The following is a 25330-nucleotide window of genomic DNA, read 5'->3' on the forward strand; positions in this document are numbered from 1 at the left end:
TTCGCCCCCACTTCCCCTCACATCGGCGCCAGCAACGCTTCAATGCGGCGGTTCACCGCTTCACGCAGGCGCTATCGGCTGCAGATCCTCGCCGGGATGGGCCACGAACGGATCGCCGGAGAGAAACGCATGGCCGCTGTCGATCTCCCTCACCCGCTGCAATGCGGCGCTATTACACGCGCCGGCATAAAAAAACAGTGAAAGCCCGGCGGCTGCCAAATTATCGCTGCGGCTTTCGGCCTCGACGGACTGAATAATTAAATGCCGGGAATTGTCGACTGAAAAATAACGAATTTGCCGTTTTCACTTTGCGTTGATGCTGCTTTCGGTTGGCGCTCAAACGAAAGCAAAAACAAATATAACCAACTGATAGATATAGATATTTTAAAATTAATCGATTGCATTTCAGTGTTTCGTTTGCTGTAATTCGCCACGAACAACTGAAAGCGCTCCGGTCGGTATCGCTGCGGCTTATTAAGCCGCGGTCGGGCACGGCTACAGGTAAATCAGGAGTCTGCGTTAATGATCACTACCGCAAAACGCCGGGAATTAATTATCGACCCGCTGTGCCGCGAAGGCGTGGTGCGCGTGGAACCGCTCAGCCAGCTGCTTTCGGTCTCCAGCGTCACCATCCGCATCAATCGCGACGTCAAACACACCATCGCCGACGCCAGCAAATTTGGCCGCACAAGTTTTTGCACGATCGCGACATCGGTCAGATCCACCGCCTGGTCACCGACAGCCGCATTCCGGAACACTGTCTGCAGGCGCTGCACCCTTTAGGGATCGACGTGATTATCGCCGACCGTTAACCGAGGCTTTTTAAGGAGCTGTCATCATGAACGCGTATTTCTCTTACGAGGCGAATTGGCTGAAGCAGCGCAACGCCTGGCACACCGCCGCAGAAATTTGGCAACAGCCGGATCTGTGGGCGGCGCTGCACCGGCAGCTGCAGGATCAACAGGCGCAATGGCAGCCGTTTCTGGCGCCGCTGCTGGCCAATCCGCGCCTGCAGATCGTGCTGTGCGGCGCCGGCAGCTCGGCGTTCGCCGGCCGCGCCCTGGCCCCCTGGCTGCGCGAACGCACCGGCCGCAACGTGGTGGCCTACGGCACTACCGATATCGTCGCCAACCCGCTGCAGTATCTCGACCCTGAGCGGCCGACGCTGCTGGTTTCCTTCGCCCGCTCGGGCAACAGCCCGGAGAGCGTGGCGACGGTGGAGCTGGCCGACCAGCTGCTGCCGGAAAGCTACCACCTGATGCTGGTGTGCAACCCGGACAGCAAGCTGGCGCAGTATGCGCATCGGCGCGACAACGTCTGTTCGCTGGTGATGCCGCAAGGTTCTAACGATCAGAGCTTCGCCATGACCTCCAGCTTCAGCTGCATGATGCTGAGCGCCGCGCTGCTGCTCGGCCCCCTGTCGCTCGAGGCCGCCCAGGCGCCGCTGCACGCCATGGTGCAGCGCTGCCGCGCACTGCGAGAAACGATGCAGCCGCAGGTGAAGGCGCTGGCCGCCGGCGGCTTCCGCCGCTACATCACCCTCGGCGGCAGCTGCTTTACCGGCCTCGCCGAAGAGGCCTCGCTCAAGATGCTGGAGCTGACCGCCGGGCGCATCGTTACGCGCTACGACTCGCCGCTCGGCCTGCGTCATGGTCCGAAATTCATGGTCGACGGCCAGACGCTGGTGGTGTTGATGTTCTCGCGCGACGACTACGCCCGCCAGTATGACCGCGATCTGTGGAACGAGCTGCAGCGCGATGGGCAGGCGATGCAGCTGGTCGGATTGACCGGCGAGCGCCAACCCCTCGCCGATACCCTGCTGCATATGCACGATGCGGCAGACGATATCTGGCTGCTGTTCCCGTATCTGCTGTTCACCCAAATGCTGGCCTTCGAGAGTTCGCTGGCGCTGGGGCTGACCCCAGACAACCCTTGCCCGACCGGCGAGGTTAACCGGGTGGTGAAAGGCGTGACGATTTACCGTTTTCCTTCCCCCGTGCAGTAAGGAGATCCCATGTATCTGATAGCCAACCGAGACATGCTGCTCAAGGCGCAGCGCCAGGGTTACGCCGTTCCGGCGTTTAACGTTCACAATCTGGAAACCGTGCAGGTGGTGGCGGAGACCGCCGCCGAACTGCGCTCGCCGGTGATCATGGCCGGCACGCCCGGCACCTTCAGCTATGCCGGCACCGACTACCTGATCGGTATCTGTAAGGCGGCCGCGCACCGCTACGATCTGCCGCTGGCGCTGCATCTGGATCATCACGAAGAGCTCGATGACATCGAGCACAAGGTGAAAAGCGGCATCCGCTCGGTAATGATCGACGGCTCCCATTTGCCGTTCGAGCAGAATATCGCCAAGGTGGCCGCCGCAGTGGCCCTGTGCCATCGCTACGGCGCCAGCGTGGAGGCGGAGCTGGGCCGCCTGGGCGGGCAAGAGGACGATCTGATCGTCGATACGGCGGACAGCTTCTATACCGACCCGGTGGCGGCACGCGAGTTTGTCGCCGCCACCGGCATCGATTCGCTGGCGGTGGCGATCGGTTCCGCCCACGGCCTGTATCACGGCGAACCGAAGCTGGACTTCGAACGCCTGGCGCTGATCCGCGAACAGGTGGACGTGCCGTTGGTGTTGCACGGCGCCTCCGGCATCCCGGAAGTGATGGTCAAGCGCGCGATTTCGCTCGGCGTTTGCAAGGTCAACGTCGCCACCGAATTGAAAATCGCCTTCGCCGATGCGGTAAAAAGCTACTTTTCACAGCACCCGGATGCCAACGATCCGCGCAAATACATCGTCCCCGGCAAGCTGGCGATGAAAGAAGTGGTGGCGGAAAAGATCCGTATCTGCGGCAGCAGTGGCATGCTGTAAGCCCGCTCTCGCCCCCGGTTCCAGTGGCTGCACCACGGGGGCGAAAACATCCCGCCATTTTCCGCTTTCCTGAGAGAACGATCACAGCCTGTTATCCCGCCCGCGCCTGAAACCATTAACCGGTCTTCACTATGATCCAAATCATGGTTTTACTCATCCTACCTCTCTATTATCAAATTCATTGAATGCAGGTAGTAGGATTTTTGCCCATTCGTTTTTATTTCGCCAAGCGAAATAGCTTATTTTATGAAAACAAGCGCGCTTGTTTTTTTAATTGGCAGTGTTTTTACTCTGAAAGGAACAGCGTATGAACCATTACTTAGCCGTATTAAGCGCATTGGTCATTCTGCCCTTCGCTCTGCAAGCAAAACCGCTTTCCGGCAGCCAGGTCGCCTCTGGCGTCGTCCGCTTCACCGGCGCCATTACCACGCCTGCATGCACCGTCAAACATCAGGATGAAAAGCTTATCTCCAGCTGCTTCGGTAAAGTGACGGAATATCAGAACGGGTATATATCCTCTTCGTTAAAAGCGATGCCAAAAGAATTAGTTTCTGCCGTCAGCAGTGAGATGGTGAATAACGATCCCCATTTAAAACGCGTGACCATCAGCTATAAGTAACCACAAAGCGTTACCGCCTGCTGAAATAATAAACAAGACACAACTTGTCTTGATGACTTGTAAATTTAATTTATAAATTTATCGCACAATAACTCCCCGCCTTACCGTAAGCCGGCTATTCGGGCGACCCTGCGGTCGCCCATCAGCATGTCCGAAATCCGCCATCGCTCCCTTCCATTTCATGCGATAATCGCCCTACCAAACCGAGGAGTGATCCAGATGCAGACTTTTTTGATTGATCGTACCGCCACGCCGGTGGGAGAACTGGTGCTGATTGCCGATGAACAGGGGCGCCTGCGGGCGATTGACTGGACCGATCACGAAGCGCGCCTGATGAAGCTGCTGAATACCCACTACCGCGCCGATCGGTTCACCCTGCGCGAACAGCGCGATCCCAGCGGGCTGACCGACGCCATGCAGCGCTATTTCGCCGGTGAACTGAGCATTATCGATCGGTTGCCGGTGATGACCGCCGGCACCGAGTTCCAACGCACCGTCTGGCAACAGCTGCGCCAAATCCCCTGCGGCGAGATCCTGACCTACGGCCAGCTCGCGCAACGCATCGGCCGTCCGACCGCCTCGCGTGCAGTCGGCATGGCCAACGGTTCAAATCCGATCAGCATCGTCGTGCCCTGCCACCGAGTGATCGGTTCGCAAGGCGCACTGACCGGCTATGCCGGTGGCGTACAGCGCAAACAATGGCTGCTGCAGCACGAAGGCTACCTGCCTAAAAGCCTGCTGTAGCCGCGCCAGGCGATTATCCGGCGCCATTGTTTGGCGACGCTTAATAAAGCCCATTGCTCAACGCCACGCTCGCAGGCCGCTGGGCCCTATGAATAACTTGTGTGAATAAAACGCATAAGTCACAAATAATACTCATAACTTCAGTCCCCTACAGAATAATCGGCGGCATGTGTGCGTAAAATTCGCACACAATGCCCCTATTCAGACTAATGCTACCCTTATCAGCTGCGGCAAAAGATGTTAAAATTGACTCATATCAATTATTGAATGAGCGTAATCTATGATCCCGGAAAAACGCGTGATTCGTCGTATCCAGTCTGGTGGTTGTGCGATCCATTGCCAGGACTGCAGCATCAGCCAGCTGTGCATTCCTTTCACCCTTAATGCCCACGAGCTGGATCAGCTCGACAACATTATCGAGAGGAAAAAGCCTATTCAGAAAGGCCAGACCCTGTTCAAGGCCGGCGACGAGCTGAAATCGCTGTACGCGATCCGTTCCGGGACCATCAAGAGCTACACCATCACCGAGCAAGGCGACGAGCAGATCACCGGCTTCCACCTGGCGGGTGACCTGGTGGGCTTTGACGCCATCGGTGGCCTGAAGCACCCAAGCTTCGCCCAGGCGCTGGAAACCTCGATGGTGTGCGAAATTCCGTTCGAGACCCTCGACGATCTGTCCGGCAAAATGCCAAACCTGCGTCAGCAGATCATGCGGTTGATGAGCGGCGAGATCAAAGGCGACCAGGACATGATCCTGCTGCTGTCGAAGAAAAACGCCGAAGAGCGCCTGGCGGCGTTCGTTTACAACCTGTCGCGCCGCTTTGCGGAGCGCGGTTTCTCTCCGCGCGAGTTCCGTTTGACCATGACCCGCGGCGATATCGGCAACTATCTCGGCCTGACGGTGGAAACCATCAGCCGGCTGCTGGGCCGCTTCCAGAAAAGCGAAATCCTCAGCGTGAAAGGCAAATACATCACCATCGAAAACGCCGACGCCCTGTCGGTGCTGGCCGGTACGCCGCGTATCAACGTGACCGTCAACGCCTGATTCTCCTGCCGGATCATCATTTCCCCGAAATTATTGATCCGGCACGCTTCTGTTGTTGTTCTGTTTTTCAATGTTGGGTTACTCTGTAAATTAACAGACTGTTGATTTCAGCTGTAAGGAGGCCCTATGGCGAAGTATCAGAATCTTCTGGTGGCTATTGACCCCAATCAGGACGATCAGCCGGCATTGCGCCGCGCCGTGTACCTGGTAAAACGGAACGGCGGGCGCATCAAGGCCTTCCTGCCCATCTATGACTTCTCTTACGAAATGACGACCCTGCTCTCCCCGGATGAAAGAACGGCGATGCGGCAAGGTGTGATCAGCCAACGCGCCGCCTGGATCAACGAGCAGTGTCGCTTCTATCTCAACGACGGCGTGCCGATCGAAATCAAAGTGGTCTGGCATAACCGTCCCTTCGAAGCCATCATTCAGGAAGTGCTTTCCGGCCAACATGACCTGCTGCTGAAAATGGCGCACCAACACGACCGGTTGGAGTCGGTGATCTTTACCCCCACCGACTGGCACCTGCTGCGCAAATGCCCTTGCCCGGTGTGGATGGTGAAAGACCAGCCCTGGCCGGAAGGCGGCAAGGCGCTGGTGGCGGTCAATCTGGCCAGCGAAGAACCCTATCACGACCCGCTCAATATCAAACTGGTGCAAGAAACCGTCGAACTGGCGCAAAACGTCAACCAGACCGAGGTTCACCTGGTCGGCGCCTATCCCGTTACCCCGATCAACATCGCCATCGAATTGCCCGACTTCGACCCGAGCGTCTACAACGACGCCATTCGCGGCCAGCATCTGATCGCCATGAAGGCGCTACGGCAAAAATTCTGCATTAAGGAAGAGTTCACCCACGTGGAAAAAGGCCTGCCGGAAGAGGTGATCCCCGATCTGGCCGAACACCTGCAGGCCGGCGTGGTGGTGCTGGGCACCTTGGGCCGCACCGGCATTTCAGCCGCCTTTATCGGCAACACGGCGGAACATGTGATCGATCATCTGAAATGCGACCTGCTGGTGATTAAACCGGAAAACTTCAACTGCCCGATCGAGGCGGATGAAGACGACGAACACGACGACGAAGATTAAGCTTCGCGCATAAAGAAACGGGCCGCTGAAAAGCGGCCCGTTTTTCTTTGGTTGCCCAATTTTACTTCTGCAATGCCCGCAAAATCGCTTCCACGCTGTCTTTGGCGTCGCCAAACAGCATCTGGGTGTTCTCCTTGAAGAACAGCGGGTTCTGCACGCCGGCGTAGCCGGTGTTCATCGACCGTTTGAACGCGATCACGTTCTGCGCTTTCCACACTTCCAATACCGGCATGCCGGCGATCGGGCTGCGCGGATCTTCCAGCGCCGCCGGGTTCACCGTATCGTTGGCGCCGATCACCAGCACGGTGTCGGTATCCGGGAAATCGTCGTTGATTTCATCCATCTCCAGCACCACGTCGTACGGCACCTTCGCCTCTGCCAGCAGCACGTTCATGTGGCCCGGCAAGCGCCCCGCGACCGGGTGAATGCCGAAGCGCACCTTCACGCCGCGCGCCCGCAGTTTTTCGGTGATTTCCGCCACCGGATACTGCGCCTGCGCCACCGCCATGCCGTAGCCCGGGGTGATGATCACCGAGGTGGAGTTCTTCAACTGCTCGGCCACCTCTTCCGCCGTGGTTTCACGGTATTCGCCCATCTCTTCGGCATCGCCGGTAGATGAACCGTCGCTGCCGAAACCGCCGGCGATCACGCTGATAAACGAGCGGTTCATCGCCTTGCACATGATGTAAGACAGGATCGCACCCGAAGAGCCCACCAGCGCGCCGGTGACGATCAGCAGATCGTTGCTCAGCATGAAGCCCGCCGCGGCCGCCGCCCACCCCGAGTAGGAGTTGAGCATCGACACCACCACCGGCATGTCGGCGCCGCCGATCGAGGCGACCAGATGCCAGCCGAACGCCAGCGCGATCGCCGTCATCAGCAGCAGCGTCACCACCTGCCAGCCCACGCTGTCGGTGCGCACGAACGCCACCAGCAGCAGGAACGAGATCACCAGCGCCGCCAGGTTCAGCTTGTGGCGATTCGGCAGCATCAACGGCTTGGAAGAAATGATGCCGCGCAGCTTGCCGAAGGCGACGATCGACCCGGTGAAGGTCACCGCACCGATAAAGATGCCGAGGAACACTTCGGTCAGATGGATATTCGCCATCACCGGTTCCATCGGCGCACCGTGATCCAGATAACTGTTGAAACCGACCAGCACCGCGGCCAGGCCAACGAAGCTGTGCAGCACCGCCACCAGCTCCGGCATCTCGGTCATCTCGACCTTCTTCGCCAGATAGACGCCGATCGAGCCGCCGATGATCATAGCGATGATGATCCAGCCGACGTTGCCGGAATCCGGCCCCAGAATGGTCGCGATCAGCGCGATCGCCATGCCGGCGACGCCGAACAGGTTGCCCTGCTTCGACGTTTCATGACGCGACAGGCCCGCCAGGCTGAAAATGAACAAAATAGCGGCAACAATGTATGCAGCTGTAACCAATCCTCCAGACATTTGTTACCCCTTAGTTCTTGCGGAACATCTTCAGCATGCGCTGAGTGACGGTGAACCCACCGAAAATATTGATGCTGGCGATCAGCACGGCGATAAAGGAGAGAAAACTCACCCAGCCGCCGTGGCCAATTTGCAGCAGCGCACCGACCACGATAATCCCGGAGATCGCGTTGGTGACCGACATCAACGGGGTATGCAGCGCATGGCTGACGTTCCAGACCACGTAGTACCCGACCACGCAGGCCAGCGCGAACACGGTAAAGTGCGACAGGAACTCTTTCGGGGCTGCGTCCGCCAGCCAGCCGAACAGCAGGATCGCCAGAGCCATCAGGCCGTACTTCAGCCACGGCGAGGTCGGCTTGGCTTCAGGTTTGGCGACCGGTGCGGCGGCGGGCGCCGCTTTCGGCTGGGCGGAAACCTGGATCGGCGGCGCCGGCCAGGTGATTTCACCGCTGCGCACCACGGTAACGCCGCGGATCACCGTATCGTCGAAATCGATATCGATCTCGCCGTTCTTCTCTTTCGACAGCAGCTTCAGCAGGTTGACCAGGTTGGTGCCGTACAGCTGCGAAGATTGTGTCGGCAAGCGGCTCGGCAGATCGGTATAGCCGATGATTTTCACGCCGTTGTCGGTCACGGTAATGGTGTCCGCCACGGTCAGTTCGCAGTTGCCGCCGGTTTGCGCCGCCAGATCGACGATCACGCTGCCCGGCTTCATCGACGCCACCATCTCTTTGGTGATCAGCTTCGGCGCCGGTTTACCCGGGATCAGCGCGGTGGTGACGATGATGTCAACCTCCGCCGCCTGCGCGGCGAACAGCGCCATCTCGGCCTTGATAAAGGCTTCGGACATCACTTTGGCGTAACCGTCGCCGCTGCCCGCTTCCTCTTCAAAATCCAGCTCGAGGAATTCCGCGCCCATGCTCTGCACCTGCTCTTTCACTTCCGGGCGGGTGTCGAAGGCGCGCACGATGGCGCCGAGGCTGCCCGCAGCGCCGATCGCCGCCAGGCCGGCCACGCCCGCGCCGATGATCATCACCTTAGCCGGCGGCACTTTGCCGGCGGCGGTGATCTGGCCGGTGAAGAAGCGGCCGAACTCATGTGCCGCCTCGACGATGGCGCGGTAGCCGGCGATGTTGGCCATCGAGCTCAGCGCATCCATCGACTGGGCGCGCGAGATGCGCGGCACCGAGTCCATCGCCAGCGCGGTGACGTTGCGCGCCGCCAGCTTGGCCATCAGCTCGGGGTTTTGCGCCGGCCAGATAAAGCTGACCAGCGTGCTGCCTTCGCGCATCAAGGCGATCTCGTCGTCTTGCGGCGCGTTGACTTTCAGGATCAGATCCGACTGCCACACTTCGTTTTCGTCGACCAGCGCCGCGCCGGCGGCTTCGTAGGCGACGTCGTCAAAACTGGCCAGTTTGCCCGCCCCGCGTTCAATCGCGACGGTAAAACCCAGCTTCAGCAGTTGTTCCACCGTTTTCGGCGTGGCTGCGACCCGGGCTTCATTGGCCAACCGCTCTCTTGGTACACCAATACGCATAATGTTCCCTTCTCACCTGTCTTGGATGATGTTTATTATTTTCCTGCCCATAGAACGGCGCCACCGGCGAGCGAGGCGTCAACTTGCCCGCACTGATTTCAGACGCCAACTATAACCTACTGAAAATAAGGTCGATGATCCATAATTGCTTACGCATTCAGCCCTGTTTTTACATAAAAACGCCGGGCGCGATATGACAAATCGCAATTTACAGTGAAAAAATGCATACAGAACAGCACATTCTGCATGGTTAGAGGTTTGCGCCCGGCGTAACGATTTATCGCCATGCGGGGCGAATAAGCATAAAAGTTATCATTTTGTGAATAATTAACACTAATGACACCAAAGCCTTTATTATGGAAACTTATGGCGGCGGCGCCATCCGTGCGACCCGCGTCACCGTCAAGGATTTGTCGCACGGGATAACATAAAATGCTGAGACAGTTTTCAGAATTACATGTAATAATCGACGGCTGAATTACACTTAAACAGTTCAGTACGTTATAAACGTTAATGCGCTAGGCGAAAGGATTTTTTATGAAGCTGAAGACCACGATCATCGCGTCAGCCTTGTTATCACTCACCGCGCTGTCCGCTCATGCGGCGCAAGAGTTAACTCCTGAGAAAGCAGCGGCGCTGAAGCCGTTTGATCGCATCACGATTACCGGCCGCTTCAATGCGATCAATGAAGCCGTCGACGCCGTATCCCGCCGTGCAGACAAACTGGGTGCCGATTCCTTCTATATCCAGGACAGCAACAACAGCAACAACGGCGGCAACTGGCGCGTCACCGCAGACCTTTATCATAAAGATGCGCCAGAAGTGAGCAAAACACCAAAATACCGCGTATTTAACGGCGTGAATGAACTGCCTAAAGAGGAAGCCTACCTGCTGGAGCCTTACGATACTGTGAGCGTCAGCGGTTTCTACCGCAGCCAGCCGGACATTAACGACGCCATCTCCAAAGAAGCGCAGAAAAAAGGCGCCGCCTCGTTCTTCATCGTGCGCCAGGTTGACGCCAACTCCGGCGGCAACCAGTTCGTCACCGCCTACATCTATAAGGCCGATGCGCCGAAACGCCGCGTGCAGAGCCCGGACGCCATCCCGGCCGATTCTGACGCCGGCCGCGCCGCGCTGGCCGCCGGCGGCGCCGCAGCCGCGAAAGTCGAAATTCCTGGCGTCGCGTCTTCCGGTTCACCAAGCCGCGAAGTGGGCCGTTTCTTCGAAACCCAGTCCTCTACCGGCCAACGCTATACCGTCACGCTGCCTAACGGCACCAAAATTCAGGAAGTGAACAACGTCACCGCCGCGCAGATGGTGCCGTTCGATTCCGTCACCTTCACCGGCCACTTCAACAGCATGACCGACGTGTCCACCGAAGTGGCGAAACGCGCGGCCGAGAAAGGCGCCAAGTACTACCACGTCACTCGCCAGTGGCAGAACAAGAGCGGCGGCAACCTGACCGTCAGCGCCGATCTGTTCAAATAAAACCCGCTTTTCGGTTTACCATCGGGCAGCCCTTGAGCTGCCCGTTTTTATTGCCGCTCTTTTCGCCGCTCGTTGAATAGTTTTTTGTAAATTCCGCATATTCAATCATTGCATCTCTAATCATCCCTCCGTAGAATTTGCGCCAATTTTTAGGGCTATTGTCTATTAGCGCAATGGTTGTTAACACATTGTTGCCGCCAAGCAGTTCCCTTCCAGTTGTTTATTCTGCGTTCAGGATCCGTCATTGGAAAAAAAACTCGGTCTTACCGCGCTAACCGCTTTGGTGCTCAGCTCGATGCTGGGCGCCGGCGTGTTCAGTCTGCCGCAAAACATGGCGCAGGTCGCCAGCCCCGCCGCGCTGCTGCTGGGTTGGGGGATCACCGGCGTCGGCATTCTGTTTTTGGCGTTCGCCATGCTGTTGCTTACGCGTCTGCGCCCGGATCTGGACGGCGGCATCTTCACCTACGCCAAAGAGGGATTCGGCGAGCTGATGGGCTTCTGCTCCGCCTGGGGTTACTGGCTGTGCGCCGTGATCGCCAACGTCTCGTATCTGGTGATCGTGTTCGCGGCGTTGAGCATTTTCACCGATCGCGGCGGCAACGTTATTCTCGGTGACGGCAATACCTGGCAGGCGCTGATCGCCGAATCCGCCCTGCTGTGGATCGTGCACGCGCTGGTGCTCCGCGGCGTGCAAACCGCCGCCAGCATCAATCTTGCGGCCACCCTCGCCAAGCTGCTGCCGCTGGGGATGTTCGCCGTTCTGGCGGCGATCGCCTTTAAAATGGACGTGTTCACGCTGGACTTCCAGGGGATCGCCCTCGGCAAGCCGGTATGGGAACAGGTCAAGGACACCATGCTGATCACCCTGTGGGTGTTTATCGGCGTGGAAGGCGCCGTGGTGGTTTCCGCGCGCGCGCGCAATAAGAAGGACGTGGGCCGCGCGACCATGTTGGCGGTGCTGTCGGCGCTGGCGGTGTATCTGATGGTCACCTTGCTGTCGCTGGGCGTGGTGCCGCGCAGCGAACTGGCCGACATGCGCAACCCGTCGATGGCAGTGCTGATGGTGGAACTGATTGGCCCGTGGGGAGACGTGATCATCGCCGCCGGTCTTATCATTTCCGTGTGCGGCGCCTACCTCAGCTGGACCATCATGGCGGCGGAAGTCCCCCTGCTGGCCGCACAGCACGGCGCATTTCCACGCGTGTTCGGCAAGCAGAATCGCCATCACGCCCCATCGTCTTCGCTGTGGCTGACCAACATCGCGGTGCAGCTGGCGTTAGTGCTGATCTGGTTGACCGGCAGCAACTACAACTCGCTGTTGACCATCGCGTCGGAAATGATCCTGGTGCCTTACTTCCTGGTCGGCGCATTTCTGTTCAAGGTGGCTTACCGTCGTCGCGACAAGCGCCTGATCTTCGCCGCCACCGGCGCCTGCGTCTATGGTTTATGGCTGCTGTACGCTTCCGGGCTGATGCACCTGCTGATGTCGGTGCTGCTGTATGCGCCGGGCCTGTTGGTGTTCATGTACGCCCGCCGCGGCCATCAGGATATCAATCTGCTGAATCGCCTGGAAAAAGGCAGCATCTTACTGCTGCTGGTGGCCACGCTGCCCGCCGGCTGGTTTATGCTGCACTAAAGTGTCCCGTCAATGCGGCTGCCCGTCAGCCGCATTTTGCTTCCTCTTTTTCCCCTGCTACCGCGTTCCCCCCCTTTGCACAGTCAGCCATGCGTCACGCTTGCGATCTTAAATGCAATTAATTATCATTATCATTTACTGGTTAATGGTAAGACGCGAGTGCCCCTGGCGAGAGGCGTCAGGCGGCGGATGAAGACAGGCTGAAAATGGAAGGCATTTCATGGCTGAGAAACTGCTGCACGCATTACCTTTGTTTACCGCCTGGGAGGCGCTGATCGCCGAGGGCAACATGGCGTTTAATCAGCGGCACGATCGCCAGGCGATGGCGCGCTATCAACAGGCGCTGGAGGGAGCTCAGGCGATCATCGCCGAGAAGCCCTGGCTGAATGCGGAATATACCGCCAGATTTGAAGCGCTGAATATTTTCGAGTCTGCCCTTGCCGCGCTGATCGTCACGTTCAACAACATTACCCATCTGCGCCTGCGGCAGAAGCCTCTTCGCGGCGTCGAGCTGCATGTTCATCAGGCCCGAGTCGCTATCGAGCAACTCTTGGCCGATTCGTCGCTGTGCGAACAGATGCAGCAGATCGCCGAACGGCACCTGCTGCGCTTCAGGATTGAAACCCTGCACTTGCTGCGCGAACACCGGTTGCCGGAAACCAGCGTCTGCGCGCCGGCGGCCAACGCTTCCGCTACCTTGCATTAAAAGTGACACACCAATCTGAGGGTCATCTGTAATGAATGAATTGAATGACGAGATGAAGAAAATGCTGGCTAAACAGCTGCCTGTGCAGGCGACCAGCAGCCCGAACGGCGTTCCCGATATCGGCCCCAAGCGCTCTTTGCGCCTCTATGATGACCGTACGCTGATTTACAACGAAAATACCGGTGGCCAAACGCTGAAAAACATCAAGGCCGGCTCGAAAATGGCCGTTGTGGTCATCGATCGCGAGGCGCTGGACGGTTACCGCTTCGTTGGCACGCCCGAACTGTTTCTGGCGGGCAAGCCGTTTGACGATGCGTTGACGTTTGCGGAAAAAAACGGAATGAAGCCGCCGAAGTACGCGGTGTTAATTCATATAGACAGTATTTATACCCTGCGCTCCGGCCCGAATGCCGGGACCCAGCTCTAGACGCCGGCCGTCATGCGGCGTGAGACATCACGTTCATGGTTAGGCCATCGCGACGAGTCAATTGCCTAACCATGAACGGGCGGCCGGGTTGATGCCCGGTCAGCTTTTGGGAGGGATCGCGACGGTCATGCGTTCACCCACCAGAGTAATCGCAATGCCTTCCGCACACTCTTTCTGAATGGCCGCCAGTTGTTGAGCCTCCAGCGCATAAGGCAACTGAATATCAAACACCGCCAGGCCCTGCTGCTGCGCCAGGTCAATCAGGCGCACGATGTTGGTTTCATCGCTGACCTGCGTCGACACCACCTGCAGCGCCAACTCTTTTAACTGCTCTTTGCGCGTTTGCGACGTGGTCACGCGCGATTTCAACACCATGCCGAAGATCGGCATCACACCATAAATAGCATCAACAAAGCGCCAGTGCTTCCTGCACGATGCGGACAGAAAATCCATATAGTCGAAACAGATTTTCTCACTGCGCGCGATGGATGCAAGGTGATTGCTGTTCATCCCCTCATTCCTCTCATGGCCAGTGTTAACCCGTGGTCTTTCAAGCCGCCGCCGGGGGCAACCTGAAATGCATTGGGGATCTTATATCCAGAAATGGATAATCATGCGAAGCTTTAACGACTTTCCGCCGTATGATGGCATAATTCCCCTATTGTTTGCCAGTCTGTCCAGGAGCTTTAATCAATGGAACACCACAACTCCGCCCCGGTGCTGATTACCGGCGGCGCACGGCGCATAGGGCTGGCGCTCGCCAGAGCGTTTCTCCAGCGCGGCGTTCCGGTCATCATCGCCTACCGCAGCGAATATCCGGCGATGGCCGAGTTGAAAGCCTTGGGCGCCTGCTGCATTCAGGGCGATTTTTCCACCCATGAAGGCATTTATCGTTTCGCCGATCAGGTGCGGCAGGCCGCGCCCAAGCTGCGCGCGGTGATCCACAACGCCAGCGCCTGGCAGGCGGAGTCACCGGAGGTGCCGCCGGAACAGATCATGGCGGCGATGCTGCAAATTCACGTCTACACGCCCTATTTGCTCAATCAACTGCTCGAGTCCTGCCTGACCGGCCAGGGCCAGGCCGGCGCCGACATTATCCATCTGACCGACTATGTGGTGGAAAAAGGCAGCGACAAGCATATCGCCTACGCCGCCAGTAAAGCCGCGCTGGACAACATGACCCGGTCGTTCGCCCGCAAATTGGCGCCCGAAGTCAAAGTCAACGCCATCGCGCCGGCGCTGATCATCTTCAATCCGGGCGACGACGAAGCTTATCGTCGGCAGGCGCTGGCGAAATCGCTGATGAAGGTCGCGCCGGGCGAGAGCGAAGTGGTCAATCTGGTGAACTACCTGCTGGAGAGCCGCTACGTCACCGGCCGCACCCACGGCGTCGACGGCGGGCGGCCGCTGCGCTGACGCAAAGTTCCGCTTGGCGCAACCTCGCGGGCCGCGCTATGCTGAAATCCGCTTTTCTTATTAAAACACGGGCATATGCATAAAATTGTTTTTGTGGAAGACGATCCTGAAGTCGGCAAACTGATCGCCGCCTATCTGGGCAAACACGATATCGAGGTGCTGATCGAACCGCGCGGCGACAGCGCGCAGGCACGCATCGAGCGCGAGCAACCCGACCTGGTGCTGCTGGACATCATGTTGCCCGGCAAAGACGGCATGACGCTGTGCCGCGATCTGCGCCCCACCTTCCCCGGCCCGATCGTGCTGCTGACCTCGCTCGACAGCGACATGAACCATATCCTGTCGCTGGAGATGGGCGCCAACGACTATATCCTGAAAACCACGCCGCCGGCGGTGTTGCTGGCGCGCCTGCGTTTGCATCTGCGTCAACACAGCCAGCAGCCGAAAGAAGAGTCGGTTCAGCCGCTTACCCAGCATAACGCGCTGCATTTCGGGCTGCTGTGCATCGATCCGGTCAACCGTCAGGTTACGCTGGGCGAGGAAACCATCACCCTGTCCACCTCGGATTTCGATCTGCTGTGGGAGCTGGCGACCCACGCCGGGCAGATCATGGATCGCGAGGCGCTGCTGCAAAACCTGCGCGGCGTGAGCTACGACGGCATGGACCGCAGCATCGACGTGGCGATCTCCCGCCTGCGCCGCAAACTGTACGACAACGCGCTGGAGCCTTTCCGTATCAAGACGGTGCGCAACAAGGGCTATCTGTTCGCCCCTAACGCCTGGGCATCGGTGCAACAATGAGAAAACTTTTCGTCCAGTTCTTCCTGTTGCTGTTCGTCTGTTTTCTGGTGATGGCGATGCTGGTCGGCCTGGTGTACAAGGTGACCGCCGAGCGCGCCGGCCGCCAGTCGATGGACGATTTGATGAAAAGCTCGCTGTACCTGATGCGCAGCGAGCTGCGCGAAATCCCGCTGAAGGACTGGAACAAGACTATCGCCACGCTGGATCTCAATCTGTCGTTCAAGCTTCATATCGAACCGCTCGGCAAACAGGAACTGAGCGAGGATCTGAAAAAGCGGCTGCGGCTGGGTGAAATCATCGCCCTCGATGATCAGTACACCTTTATGCAACGCATTCCGCGCAGCCACTATGTGTTGGTGGTCGGCCCCATTCCTTATCTGTTCTATCTGCACCAGATGCGTCTGCTGGATCTGGTGTTGCTGGTGTTTATCGGCATGTCGCTGGCGCTGCCGGTGTTTCTGTGGATGCGGCCGCACTGGCAAGACCTGCTCAAACTGGAAAACGCCGCCCAGCGGCTCGGCGCCGGGCATCTGGATGAACGCACCCACTTCGATCCCACTTCCAGCCTGAGCCGGCTCGGCGTGGCGTTCAACCAGATGGCCGACAACGTCAACACCTTGATCGCCAGCAAGAAACAGCTGATCGACGGCATCGCCCACGAGCTGCGCACGCCGCTGGTGCGCCTGCGCTATCGGCTCGAGATGAGCGATAACCTGTCCGAAGGCGAGCAGCAGGCGCTGAACCGCGATATCGGCCAACTGGAGTCGCTCATCGACGAGCTGCTGACCTATGCCCGCCTGGATCGGCCGCAGGTTGCGCTAAACATTGAACCCATCGATCTGCCAAAGTGGCTGGAGGACAAGGTCGATGATATCCGCCTTATCCATCAGGAACGCGACATCCAGCTCGACATCCCGCACGTCGGCGACTTCGGCGGCGTCGATCTGCGCCTGATGGAGCGCGTGCTCGATAACCTGGTCAACAACGCGCTGCGCTATTCCGAACAGCGCCTGCGCGTTGGGCTGTGGTTCGACGGCGACCTCGCCTGTTTGCAGGTCGAAGATGACGGGCCGGGTATCCCGCCGGAAGAGCGCGAGCGGGTATTCGAGCCTTTCGTTCGCCTCGATCCCAGCCGCGATCGCGCCACCGGCGGCTGCGGGCTGGGGCTGGCCATCGTCCATTCCATCGCCGTCGCCTACCAGGGACAGGTGTTCGTCGAAGGCAGTTCGCTCGGCGGCGCCAGCTTCCGTTTCTGCTGGCCGGTGAAGCCGACATTCAGTTTAAAAGCCGATCTGGCGTAATACCGCCGGACCCTTCTCATTGGAGCCGAATAATAATGACATCTGCACCTTCCAACACGTCTGCTTACGATCACCTGCGCGCGCTTTTTAACCGGCTGTCGCGTTTCGGCCACCTGTCCGCCATCGCCGGTTGGGACATGCAAACCATGATGCCGCCGGGCGGTAGCAAGGCGCGCTCCGAAGCCCTGGCCGAATTGAGCGTGCTGCAGCACCAGATTTTAACGGCACAAAGCACCGGCGCGCTGTTGGAGCGCGCGCAGCAAGAGACGCTGGACGAGCTCGACCGCGCCAACCTGCGCGAAATGCGCCGCCAGTATGAAGACGCGGTGCTGCTGCCGGCGTCGCTGGTCGAAGCCAAATCGCTGGCCGGCGCCCGCTGTGAACACGCCTGGCGCGCCCAGCGCCCGGCCAACGACTGGGATGGCTTCGCGGAGAATCTGCGCGACGTGGTCAAACTCAGCCGGGAAGAGGCGCAGATCCGCGCGCAGGCGGCCGGCACCAGCCGTTACGATGCCCTGCTCAACCTGTATGAGCCGGGCATGCGCAGCAGCGATCTCGATCGCATCTTCGGCGATTTGAAAACCTGGCTGCCGGATTTGCTGCAGCGCGTGGTGGCCAAACAGGCCAATGAACCCTGCCTGGCGCCGCAGGGCCCGTTCAATGTGGACACCCAGCGCCAGCTGAGCCTGAGCGTGATGAAGCTGCTCGGTTTCAACTTCGACAACGGCCGCGTCGACGTCAGCGCCCACCCGTTCTGCGGCGGCGTGCCGGAGGATGTGCGCATCACCACGCGTTACAACGAGAAAGAGTTCCTGACCGCGCTGCTCGGGATCGTACACGAGACTGGCCACGCCCGTTACGAACAGAACCTGCCGCGCGATCTGCTCGGCCAACCGGTCGCCCTGGCTCGCTCCACCGCCATCCACGAATCGCAGAGCCTGCTGTTCGAAATGCAGCTGGCGCGCGGCAATGAATTCCTGAAAATCTTGCGTCCGCTGGTTACCGCGCAGTTTGGCGAACAGCCAGCGCTGGAAGAAGCCAACTTCATTCGCCTCAACCAGCGGGTGAAACCGGGCCTGATCCGCGTCGACGCCGACGAGGTGAGCTATCCCGCTCACGTCATCCTGCGCTACGAAATTGAAAAAGCGCTGATCGAAGGCGAGATCGAAGTGGAAGACATTCCGGCACTGTGGAATGAAAAGATGCACGCTTACCTGGGCCTCGATACCATCGGCAACTACCGCAACGGTTGCATGCAGGATATCCACTGGACCGACGGCGCCTTCGGCTACTTCCCGACTTATACCCTCGGCGCGATGTACGCCGCGCAGCTGTTCCACAGCGTGCGTCAGGCCCTGCCTTCGCTGAACGAGGACATCGCCGCCGGCAATCTGCAGCCGTTGTTCCACTGGTTGCAGCATAACATCTGGCGCCACGGCAGCCGTTTCCCGACCGACACGCTGATCGCCAATGCAACCGGTGAAGCGCTCAATCCGCGCTACTTCCGCCAGCATTTGGAAAACCGCTACCTGTAATCTCTCCCCGTGCGCGGCCACGGCCGCGCCCTTTTTCCCCTGTTTGACCTAATAATGTTACATAGCGCGCTTTCCTTACCGGCAACGCCTTGGCTACAGGGTGGCGGGTTGCTACTCACCAATAGTATGTTGTAACTAAAACCATAAACAGCAGCCCCCCTATCTGCCTCTCATCCCAGCGCATGACGGGCGATCATCGTCACCAGTTGTGGTCTCAACGCGGCGGGCAGATCATGCCCCATACCCGGCATAATCTGCAATCTGGCGTTGGCGACGGCCCGAGCGATCGCCACCCCGCCGGCCTTGCGCACCAGCCGATCGCGATCGCCGTGAATCACCAGCGTCGGCGCGGCGATGCGCCGACTGTAACGCCGCAGATCGCCGCTGCCGAGCAGCGCGGAAAGTTGCCGCTGCATGCCCTCCGGATCCACGCCCCGCTTCAGCAACCGCTTCACCAGGGCATCCAGCTCCGCCTCCTCCGGCGGATAAGTCGCGGTGCCAAGCGCGCGCAGAAAGGCCTTCATCCCTTCCTGGCGCTGCTGCAGCGTCATATCGGCGGCAGGCCGGCGCACCAGTAACCACAGCAGCGAAGGCGCCGGCGGCGGTAACAGCGGCTGATTGGTGCTGGAGAACAAGATACATAACGAGGCGACGCGCTGCGGGTATTCGGCGGCCAACACCTGGGCGATCATCCCCCCCATCGAGGCGCCAAGGACATGGGCCTGCGGAATGCGTAAATGATCGAGCAGATGCGCTGCGTCCGTCGCCATATCCGCCAGAGTATAAGGCACCGGCGTTTGCCAGCCGAGCTGGGCACGCAACATCAACAGCCACAGCGGCGTCTTGCGCTGCGCCCGCGTTTTACCGGAAAGGCCGACGTCGCGGTTGTCGTAACGGATCACCCGAAAACCCTTGGCGACCAGAGCGCGGCAGAAATCGTCAGGCCACAGCAAAAGCTGCGCGCCGATGCCCATGATTAACAACAGCGGTGGGTGCGTCTCATCGCCCCAGTCTTCATAGGCCAGCGGCACCTCGCCCTGTTCCGTCACGCCACAACGAACCGTTATCTCGTTCATTTTAAATCCCTTTTATCGAACCTGACGGTCATTATAGCAGCAATCCCTCCTGCCGCCGCCGCCCTGTACATTAGGTTACAAGCCGAAACCAATCACTCACGGAAAGCCAGACGCCGTTTGCCTACTATCATCTCAACGGCCCCGCAGTGGGGTTGATACCCAAAAGTCATTTTGAGGATTCTGCGATGAAAAAAGTATTAGCTCTGGTTGTTGCCGCTGCAATGGGTCTGTCTTCCGTGGCTTTCGCTGCCGAGGCTGCCACCACTACCGCACCTGCGGCTACCGCAACCACCGCCACCGCTGCGCCGGCTAAAGCTCAGGTGAAACACCACGGCAAGAAAGCCCCGGTACAGAAAGCTCAGGCGGCCAAAAAGCATCACAAGAAAGCCGGCAAAAAAGCCCCGGCGCAAAAAGCCCAGGCGGCTAAAAAGCACCACAAGAAAGCCAGCCACAAAAAAGCGTAATGTCGTGAGGGTCCCCTCACCGCTTCAGGCTTGACGTGCACGACACCCGGTTCACCGGGTGTTTTTTCATCCGGGGGGTTCTCATTGATGCTGCGCCGCTACCTGTTCGAGATCATTCTGACCGCCCTGATCCTCTGTGGACTGATCGCCGTCTTTTTTTATCTGTAGCCTGTCGCCTCGCCGGCGGGAAATTATTGAAAAATCAGTTATTGCCCATCCACATGGCTGCTAAATCAGTCTATAGTTAGCATTCAGTGTGTTTATGGATGATCCGTATTTGTCAGGCAAGAGATCTATGCGCATATCCGTTTTACTGTTGCTGTGCTCACTCCCGCTCATCGCCTCCCAGGCGGCACGCGCCGACGGCCCGTCCAAGGCCGAGCAAACGCGTCTGTTTTTCGGCAAAGATGAACGAATCAAGGTCACGGATACCGCCGCCCAGCCGTGGCAAGCCATCGGCCAGGTCGAAACCGCCAGCGGCAATCTGTGTACCGCCACGCTGATCTCCCCACACTTGGCGCTGACTGCCGGCCATTGCGTGCTGGCGCCGCCGGGACAATTGGATAAAGCCGTCGCCCTGCGCTTCGTGGCGGGCGATAAATCATGGCAGTATCAAACCGACAATATTGAAACCCTGGTCGACAGCAAACTGGGCAAAAAACTGAAACCGGACGGCGACGGCTGGATCGTGCCGCCCGCCGCCGCCGCTTATGACTTTGCGCTGATCCGGCTGAAAGACAAAACGCCGCTGCCGATCGCCCCGCTGCCGCTGTGGCAAGGCGACAGCAAGGCGTTGACTCAGGCCCTGAAACAGGCCAAACGGCTGATCACCCAGGCGGGCTACCCGGAGGACCATCTGGATGACCTCTACAGCCACCAAAACTGCAAGGTGACCGGCTGGGCCCAGCAAGGGGTGCTGTCGCACCAGTGTGATACCCTGCCCGGCGACAGCGGCTCACCGCTGCTGTTGAAAACCGCCGACGGCTGGCAGCTGATCGCCATCCAGAGTTCGGCACCGGCGGCGAAAGATCGTTACCGCGCCGATAACCGCGCTCTGGCGGTGCCCGGCATCCGCGAGGCGCTGGACGCCCTGGCGGCAGGCAAGTAGCTCTCGCAACGGCGCATTAAGCGCCGTTGCTGTTTCTCTGTTCCCTGAATTTCAACTTGCGCTGCGCCGGCCGTTTGCCGGCCGGCGCGCCTGAGCTTAGCCCGAAAGCTGTTCGATGGTTTGCAGAATGCGCTTGTCGGAGATCGGGTAAGGTGTGCCCAGCTGCTGCGCGAACAGGCTGACGCGCAGTTCTTCAATCATCCAGCGCACCGCTTTCACCTCTTCCTCCTGCTGTCGCTTCGGCGGTAGCTTGTTCAGCCACTGCTGCCACGCCTGCTGCACCTGCTCCACCCGCAGCATCTGCGCGCGATCGCGGTGCGGATCGATAGCCAGTTTCTCCAATCGGCGTTCGATCGCCTGCAGGTAGCGCAGCGTGTCCGGCAGCCGTTTCCATCCATTGCCGGTGACGAAGCCGCGGTAGACCAACCCGCCGAGCTGGGTCTTGATGTCCGACAGCGCCAGCGCCAACGACATGTCCACCCGGCCTTTCAGCCGTTTGTTGATGTTGAAGACCGCCGTCAGGATCTGTTCAACCTGCTTGGCCACCTCAACGACCGTGTCGTTCAGCTCGGCGCGGATCTGCTCCTGTAACCGGGCAAAGTCTTCCTCCTGCCAAACCGGGCCGCCGTGTTCGGCGATCAGCTTGTCGATGCCGCACGATATGCAGTCGTCGATCAGCTCCAGCACCTTGCCGTACGGGTTGAAATAGAGCCCCAGCTTGGCTTTGTTCGGCAGTTTTTCATGCAGGTATTTGATCGGTGAAGGAATATTCAACAACAGCAGACGACGCGTGCCCTGCCACATCGCCTGTTGCTGTTCGCTTTCGCTGTCGAACAGGCGGATCGCCACGCTGTCCTTTTCATCCACCAGCGCCGGATAGGCTTTCATCGAATAGCCGCCGCGCTTCTGCTCGTAGAACGCCGGCAATTGGCCAAAGCTCCAGACATGCAGGTTGCTCTGCTCCAGTCCGTCATCGGCCACCGCCGACAGCGTCTCCTGCACCTTCTCTTTCAACTGCAGGCGCAGGGCGGCCAGATCTTTGCCTTCGCGCAGCGTCTGGTTTTTCTCGCCCACCACGCGGAATGTCATCTTCAGATGATCGGGCACCTGATCCCACTGCCAGTCATCACGTGACACGGTCACGCCAGTCATGCGCCGCAGCTCTCGCTCCAGCGCGTCAAGCAGCGGCAATTCCAGCGCCGTTACGCGGCCAAGGAACGCTTCGGCGTAGTTCGGCGCCGGCACGAAGTTGCGACGCACCGGTTTCGGCAACGATTTGATCAGCGCGATCACCAGCTCACGGCGGATGCCGGGGATCTGCCATTCGAACCCCTGCTCCTCCACCTGATTGAGGATCGGCAGCGGGATGTGCACCGTCACGCCGTCGGCGTCAGTGCCTGGTTCGAACTGATAGCTCAGCCGCAGTTTGAGGTTGCCCTGATGCCAGAAGTTCGGGTAGTCGAGCGCGCTGATCTTGTTGGCGCCATCCTTGATCAGCATCTCTTTTTCGAAGTTCAGCAGGTCGGGCTGCTGTTTGGCGGCGGTCTTCCACCAGCTGTCGAAATGACGGCCGGACACCACGTCGTTGGGGAGACGGCGATCGTAGAAGCCGAACAGCGTTTCGTCGTCTACCAGAATATCGCGGCGGCGCGATTTATGCTCCAGCTCTTCCACTTCGGCGCGCAGCTTTTGGTTATCGCGGAAGAAAGCATGGCGCGTCTGCCAGTCGCCCTCCACCAGCGCATGGCGGATAAACAGCTCGCGGCACAGCAGCGGATCGATGGCGCCGTAATTGACCTGGCGCGCCGCGACGATCGGCAGACCGAACAACGTGACCTTTTCGCTGGCCATCACCGCCCCCTGCGACTTCGACCAGTGCGGTTCGCTGTAGCTGTGTTTCACCAGGTGCTGAGCCAGCGGCTCGATCCATTCCGGTTCGATGCGCGCGGCGATGCGCCCCCACAGGCGGCTGGTTTCCACCAGTTCGGCCACCATGGTCCACTTCGGCGGCTTCTTGAACAGGCCGGAGCCGGGGAAGATCGAGAAGCGGGCGTTGCGCGCGCCTGTGTATTCCTGCTTGTCCGCATCCTTCTGGCCGATGTGCGACAACAGGCCGGTCAGCAGCGCGGTGTGGACGCTGCGGTAGTCGGAAGGCGTGCTGTTGATCGGCAGCCCCAGCTCTTTCACCACCTGGCGCAACTGGGTATAGATATCCTGCCACTCGCGCACCCGCAGGTAGTTGAGAAAATCGTTGCGGCACAGCCGGCGGAACTGGCTGGAGGAGTTCGCCTTTTGCTGCTCCTGCAGATAATCCCACAGGTTGACGAACGCCAGGAAGTCCGAGTCTTTGTCGGCGAAGCGGCGGTGTTTTTCATCCGAGGCCTGCTGCTTGTCCATCGGGCGCTCACGCGGATCCTGAATCGACAGCGCGGCGGTGATGATCATCACCTCGCGCACGCTGCCGCTCTTCTGCGCTTCCAGCACCATGCGCGCCAGACGCGGGTCGATCGGCAACTGCGCCAGCTGCCGGCCCTGCGGCGTCAGCTGATAGTGGCCGTTATCGGCGGTGGTGATCGCCCCCAGCTCTTCCAGCAGGCGCACGCCATCTTGAATGTTGCGTTTGTCCGGCGCCTCGACGAACGGAAACGCGGCGATGTCGCCCAGCCCCAGCGAGGTCATCTGCAGAATGACCGACGCCAGGTTGGTGCGCAGAATTTCCGGATCGGTAAACGCCGGCCGCGAGAGGAAATCCTGTTCGGAGTACAGACGGATGCACACCCCCTCCGACACGCGGCCGCAGCGCCCTTTACGCTGATTGGCGGAGGCCTGTGACACCGGCTCGATCGGCAGGCGCTGCACCTTGGTGCGGAAGCTGTAGCGGCTGATGCGCGCGGTGCCCGGATCGATGACGTATTTGATGCCCGGCACCGTCAGCGAGGTTTCCGCCACGTTGGTGGCCAGCACGATGCGGCGGCCGTGGTGCGACTGGAACACCCGGTTCTGCTCGCTGTTCGACAGGCGCGCATACAGCGGCAGCACCTCGGTGTGCGGCAAATTGAGGCGGTTCAAAGCGTCGGCGGTATCGCGGATCTCACGCTCGCCGCTCATGAAGATCAGAATGTCGCCCGGCCCTTCGCGCCCAAGCTCGTCCACCGCATCGAAAATCGCCTGCAGCTGGTCGCGATCGGTATCGTCGCCGTCGTCGACCACCGGGCGGTAGCGCACCTCCACCGGGTAGGTGCGGCCGGAAACCTCGATGATCGGCGCATTGTTGAAGTGACGCGAGAAACGCTGCGGATCGATGGTCGCCGAGGTGATGATCACCTTGAGATCCGGGCGCTTCGGCAGCAGTTCGCGCAGGTAACCAAGAATAAAGTCGATATTCAGGCTGCGCTCGTGCGCTTCATCGATGATCAGCGTGTCGTACTGCATCAGCAAGCGATCCTGCTGAATCTCCGCCAGCAAAATGCCGTCGGTCATCAGCTTGACCAGGGTGTTTTCCCCTACCTGATCGTTGAAGCGCACCTTGTAGCCCACGCTGCCGCCGAGCGGGGTTTCCAGCTCGTCGGCGATGCGGTTGGCGACGGTGCGCGCCGCCAGGCGGCGCGGCTGAGTATGGCCGATCAGCCCTTTCACCCCACGCCCCAGCTCCAGACAGATCTTCGGCAACTGGGTGGTTTTCCCCGAGCCGGTCTCCCCGGCGACGATCACCACCTGGTGGTCGCGGACAGCGTTTAAGATGTCCTGCTTTTTCTGGCTGACCGGCAGGCTTTCCGGATAGGTAATGCGCGGGCAAGACGCGGCGCGCGCCTGCACTTTTTGCCGCGCCGTCGCGATGTCGCTTTCCACTTCGGCGGCGACCGCCAGCTGGGCATCGGGATTTTTGATTTTTCGTGCGCCCTGCAGGCGACGACGCAGGCGTTGTTGATCGCGGAGCATCAGCTCGCCCAGTTGGGCCGGCAGTGCCTCGAGCGGAGATTTCACGTTCGGTGTTCCTTGTTTCATCGTGG

The 25330-nt window shown here is 59.5% G+C and carries 22 protein-coding genes and 2 pseudogenes; 18 read left to right on the forward strand and 6 right to left on the reverse strand.

Annotated features, from left to right (window positions below):
* Window positions 1-522 precede the first annotated feature (522 nt).
* The 8 genes and pseudogenes from ACSBQV_RS04330 to uspE form a co-directional block, all read left to right on the forward strand.
* A pseudogene (locus ACSBQV_RS04330) lies at window positions 523-591 on the forward strand (hypothetical protein); the annotation flags it as partial.
* A 69-nt stretch (window positions 592-660) separates the two neighbouring features.
* A pseudogene (locus ACSBQV_RS04335) lies at window positions 661-812 on the forward strand (transcriptional repressor AgaR); the annotation flags it as partial.
* Between the two features lie 26 nt (window positions 813-838).
* Window positions 839-2005, forward strand: coding sequence for an SIS domain-containing protein (locus ACSBQV_RS04340; protein ID WP_099785754.1), 1167 nt, complete (start codon window positions 839-841; stop codon window positions 2003-2005).
* A 9-nt stretch (window positions 2006-2014) separates the two neighbouring features.
* Window positions 2015-2869, forward strand: coding sequence for a tagatose bisphosphate family class II aldolase (locus tag ACSBQV_RS04345; protein WP_099785756.1), 855 nt, complete (start codon window positions 2015-2017; stop codon window positions 2867-2869).
* 307 nt (window positions 2870-3176) lie between these two features.
* Window positions 3177-3488, forward strand: coding sequence for a hypothetical protein (locus ACSBQV_RS04350; RefSeq protein ID WP_033643206.1), 312 nt, complete (start codon window positions 3177-3179; stop codon window positions 3486-3488).
* A 219-nt stretch (window positions 3489-3707) separates the two neighbouring features.
* Entirely contained in the window at window positions 3708-4232 is a 525-nt protein-coding gene (ogt, locus tag ACSBQV_RS04355; RefSeq protein ID WP_004938274.1) for a methylated-DNA--[protein]-cysteine S-methyltransferase, read from the forward strand.
* A gap of 280 nt (window positions 4233-4512) precedes the next feature.
* Complete coding sequence (locus tag ACSBQV_RS04360; RefSeq protein WP_004938278.1) at window positions 4513-5277, forward strand: FNR family transcription factor; 765 nt, start codon at window positions 4513-4515, stop codon at window positions 5275-5277.
* A 126-nt stretch (window positions 5278-5403) separates the two neighbouring features.
* Complete coding sequence (uspE, locus tag ACSBQV_RS04365) at window positions 5404-6366, forward strand: universal stress protein UspE (RefSeq protein WP_004938281.1); 963 nt, start codon at window positions 5404-5406, stop codon at window positions 6364-6366.
* A 61-nt stretch (window positions 6367-6427) separates the two neighbouring features.
* Here the strand turns inward: uspE and pntB are convergent, their stop codons facing one another.
* Both pntB and pntA read right to left on the reverse strand, forming a co-directional pair.
* Window positions 6428-7822, reverse strand: coding sequence for a Re/Si-specific NAD(P)(+) transhydrogenase subunit beta (gene pntB, locus ACSBQV_RS04370; RefSeq protein WP_025159771.1), 1395 nt, complete (start codon window positions 7820-7822; stop codon window positions 6428-6430).
* A 10-nt stretch (window positions 7823-7832) separates the two neighbouring features.
* Window positions 7833-9362: a Re/Si-specific NAD(P)(+) transhydrogenase subunit alpha gene (pntA, locus tag ACSBQV_RS04375; protein WP_042784620.1), complete on the reverse strand. Its 1530-nt coding sequence runs from the start codon at window positions 9360-9362 to the stop codon at window positions 7833-7835.
* Window positions 9363-9899: 537 nt separating this feature from the next.
* Between pntA and ydgH the strand changes: the two genes are divergently transcribed.
* Window positions 9900-10850, forward strand: coding sequence for a DUF1471 family protein YdgH (gene ydgH / locus ACSBQV_RS04380; protein WP_025302966.1), 951 nt, complete (start codon window positions 9900-9902; stop codon window positions 10848-10850).
* On the opposite strand, the gene ACSBQV_RS04385 is transcribed toward ydgH, so the two are convergent.
* Window positions 10843-11037 carry a hypothetical protein gene (locus ACSBQV_RS04385; RefSeq protein WP_127897184.1) on the reverse strand — a complete coding sequence of 65 codons (195 nt, stop codon included), beginning with the start codon at window positions 11035-11037 and terminating at the stop codon, window positions 10843-10845. The two genes, ydgH and ACSBQV_RS04385, sit on opposite strands and share 8 nt — an antisense overlap.
* A 57-nt stretch (window positions 11038-11094) precedes the next feature.
* Between ACSBQV_RS04385 and ACSBQV_RS04390 the strand changes: the two genes are divergently transcribed.
* From ACSBQV_RS04390 to ACSBQV_RS04400, 3 genes are all read left to right on the forward strand, one after another.
* Window positions 11095-12486, forward strand: coding sequence for an amino acid permease (locus ACSBQV_RS04390; RefSeq protein ID WP_033643208.1), 1392 nt, complete (start codon window positions 11095-11097; stop codon window positions 12484-12486).
* A 220-nt stretch (window positions 12487-12706) separates the two neighbouring features.
* Window positions 12707-13192: a hypothetical protein gene (locus tag ACSBQV_RS04395; RefSeq protein ID WP_069100966.1), complete on the forward strand. Its 486-nt coding sequence runs from the start codon at window positions 12707-12709 to the stop codon at window positions 13190-13192.
* A 52-nt stretch (window positions 13193-13244) separates the two neighbouring features.
* Window positions 13245-13619, forward strand: coding sequence for a pyridoxamine 5'-phosphate oxidase family protein (locus tag ACSBQV_RS04400; protein WP_226886078.1), 375 nt, complete (start codon window positions 13245-13247; stop codon window positions 13617-13619).
* 99 nt (window positions 13620-13718) lie between these two features.
* Here the strand turns inward: ACSBQV_RS04400 and ACSBQV_RS04405 are convergent, their stop codons facing one another.
* The gene (locus ACSBQV_RS04405; RefSeq protein WP_033643211.1) at window positions 13719-14129 is read right to left on the reverse strand and encodes a hypothetical protein; all 411 of its coding nucleotides are present in this window, start codon (window positions 14127-14129) and stop codon (window positions 13719-13721) included.
* Between the two features lie 183 nt (window positions 14130-14312).
* Here ACSBQV_RS04405 and folM point away from each other — a divergent pair, with 183 nt between their 5' ends.
* From folM to ACSBQV_RS04425, 4 genes are all read left to right on the forward strand, one after another.
* Window positions 14313-15035: a dihydromonapterin reductase gene (gene folM, locus ACSBQV_RS04410; protein WP_099785760.1), complete on the forward strand. Its 723-nt coding sequence runs from the start codon at window positions 14313-14315 to the stop codon at window positions 15033-15035.
* A 75-nt stretch (window positions 15036-15110) separates the two neighbouring features.
* On the forward strand, window positions 15111-15836 hold the full coding sequence (gene rstA / locus ACSBQV_RS04415) for a two-component system response regulator RstA (RefSeq protein ID WP_004938307.1): 726 nt from the start codon (window positions 15111-15113) through the stop codon (window positions 15834-15836).
* Complete coding sequence (rstB, locus tag ACSBQV_RS04420) at window positions 15833-17137, forward strand: two-component system sensor histidine kinase RstB (RefSeq protein WP_033643213.1); 1305 nt, start codon at window positions 15833-15835, stop codon at window positions 17135-17137. The genes rstA and rstB overlap by 4 nt, the downstream gene beginning before the upstream one ends.
* 35 nt (window positions 17138-17172) lie before the next feature.
* Window positions 17173-18672: a carboxypeptidase M32 gene (locus ACSBQV_RS04425; protein WP_099785762.1), complete on the forward strand. Its 1500-nt coding sequence runs from the start codon at window positions 17173-17175 to the stop codon at window positions 18670-18672.
* A gap of 170 nt (window positions 18673-18842) precedes the next feature.
* On the opposite strand, the gene ACSBQV_RS04430 is transcribed toward ACSBQV_RS04425, so the two are convergent.
* Window positions 18843-19748: an alpha/beta fold hydrolase gene (locus ACSBQV_RS04430; RefSeq protein ID WP_099785764.1), complete on the reverse strand. Its 906-nt coding sequence runs from the start codon at window positions 19746-19748 to the stop codon at window positions 18843-18845.
* Between the two features lie 185 nt (window positions 19749-19933).
* Here ACSBQV_RS04430 and asr point away from each other — a divergent pair, with 185 nt between their 5' ends.
* On the forward strand, window positions 19934-20212 hold the full coding sequence (gene asr / locus ACSBQV_RS04435) for an acid resistance repetitive basic protein Asr (RefSeq protein WP_033643216.1): 279 nt from the start codon (window positions 19934-19936) through the stop codon (window positions 20210-20212).
* A gap of 295 nt (window positions 20213-20507) precedes the next feature.
* Window positions 20508-21320, forward strand: a complete 813-nt coding sequence (locus ACSBQV_RS04440) for a trypsin-like serine peptidase (protein ID WP_033650290.1) — start codon at window positions 20508-20510, stop codon at window positions 21318-21320.
* 96 nt (window positions 21321-21416) lie between these two features.
* Here ACSBQV_RS04440 and hrpA read toward each other — a convergent pair whose 3' ends face one another.
* Complete coding sequence (hrpA, locus tag ACSBQV_RS04445) at window positions 21417-25304, reverse strand: ATP-dependent RNA helicase HrpA (RefSeq protein WP_099785766.1); 3888 nt, start codon at window positions 25302-25304, stop codon at window positions 21417-21419.
* Window positions 25305-25330 lie beyond the last annotated feature (26 nt).

This window comes from Serratia sp. B501 (assembly GCF_051172315.1).
GTDB classification, from domain to species: Bacteria; Pseudomonadota; Gammaproteobacteria; order Enterobacterales; family Enterobacteriaceae; genus Serratia; species Serratia ureilytica.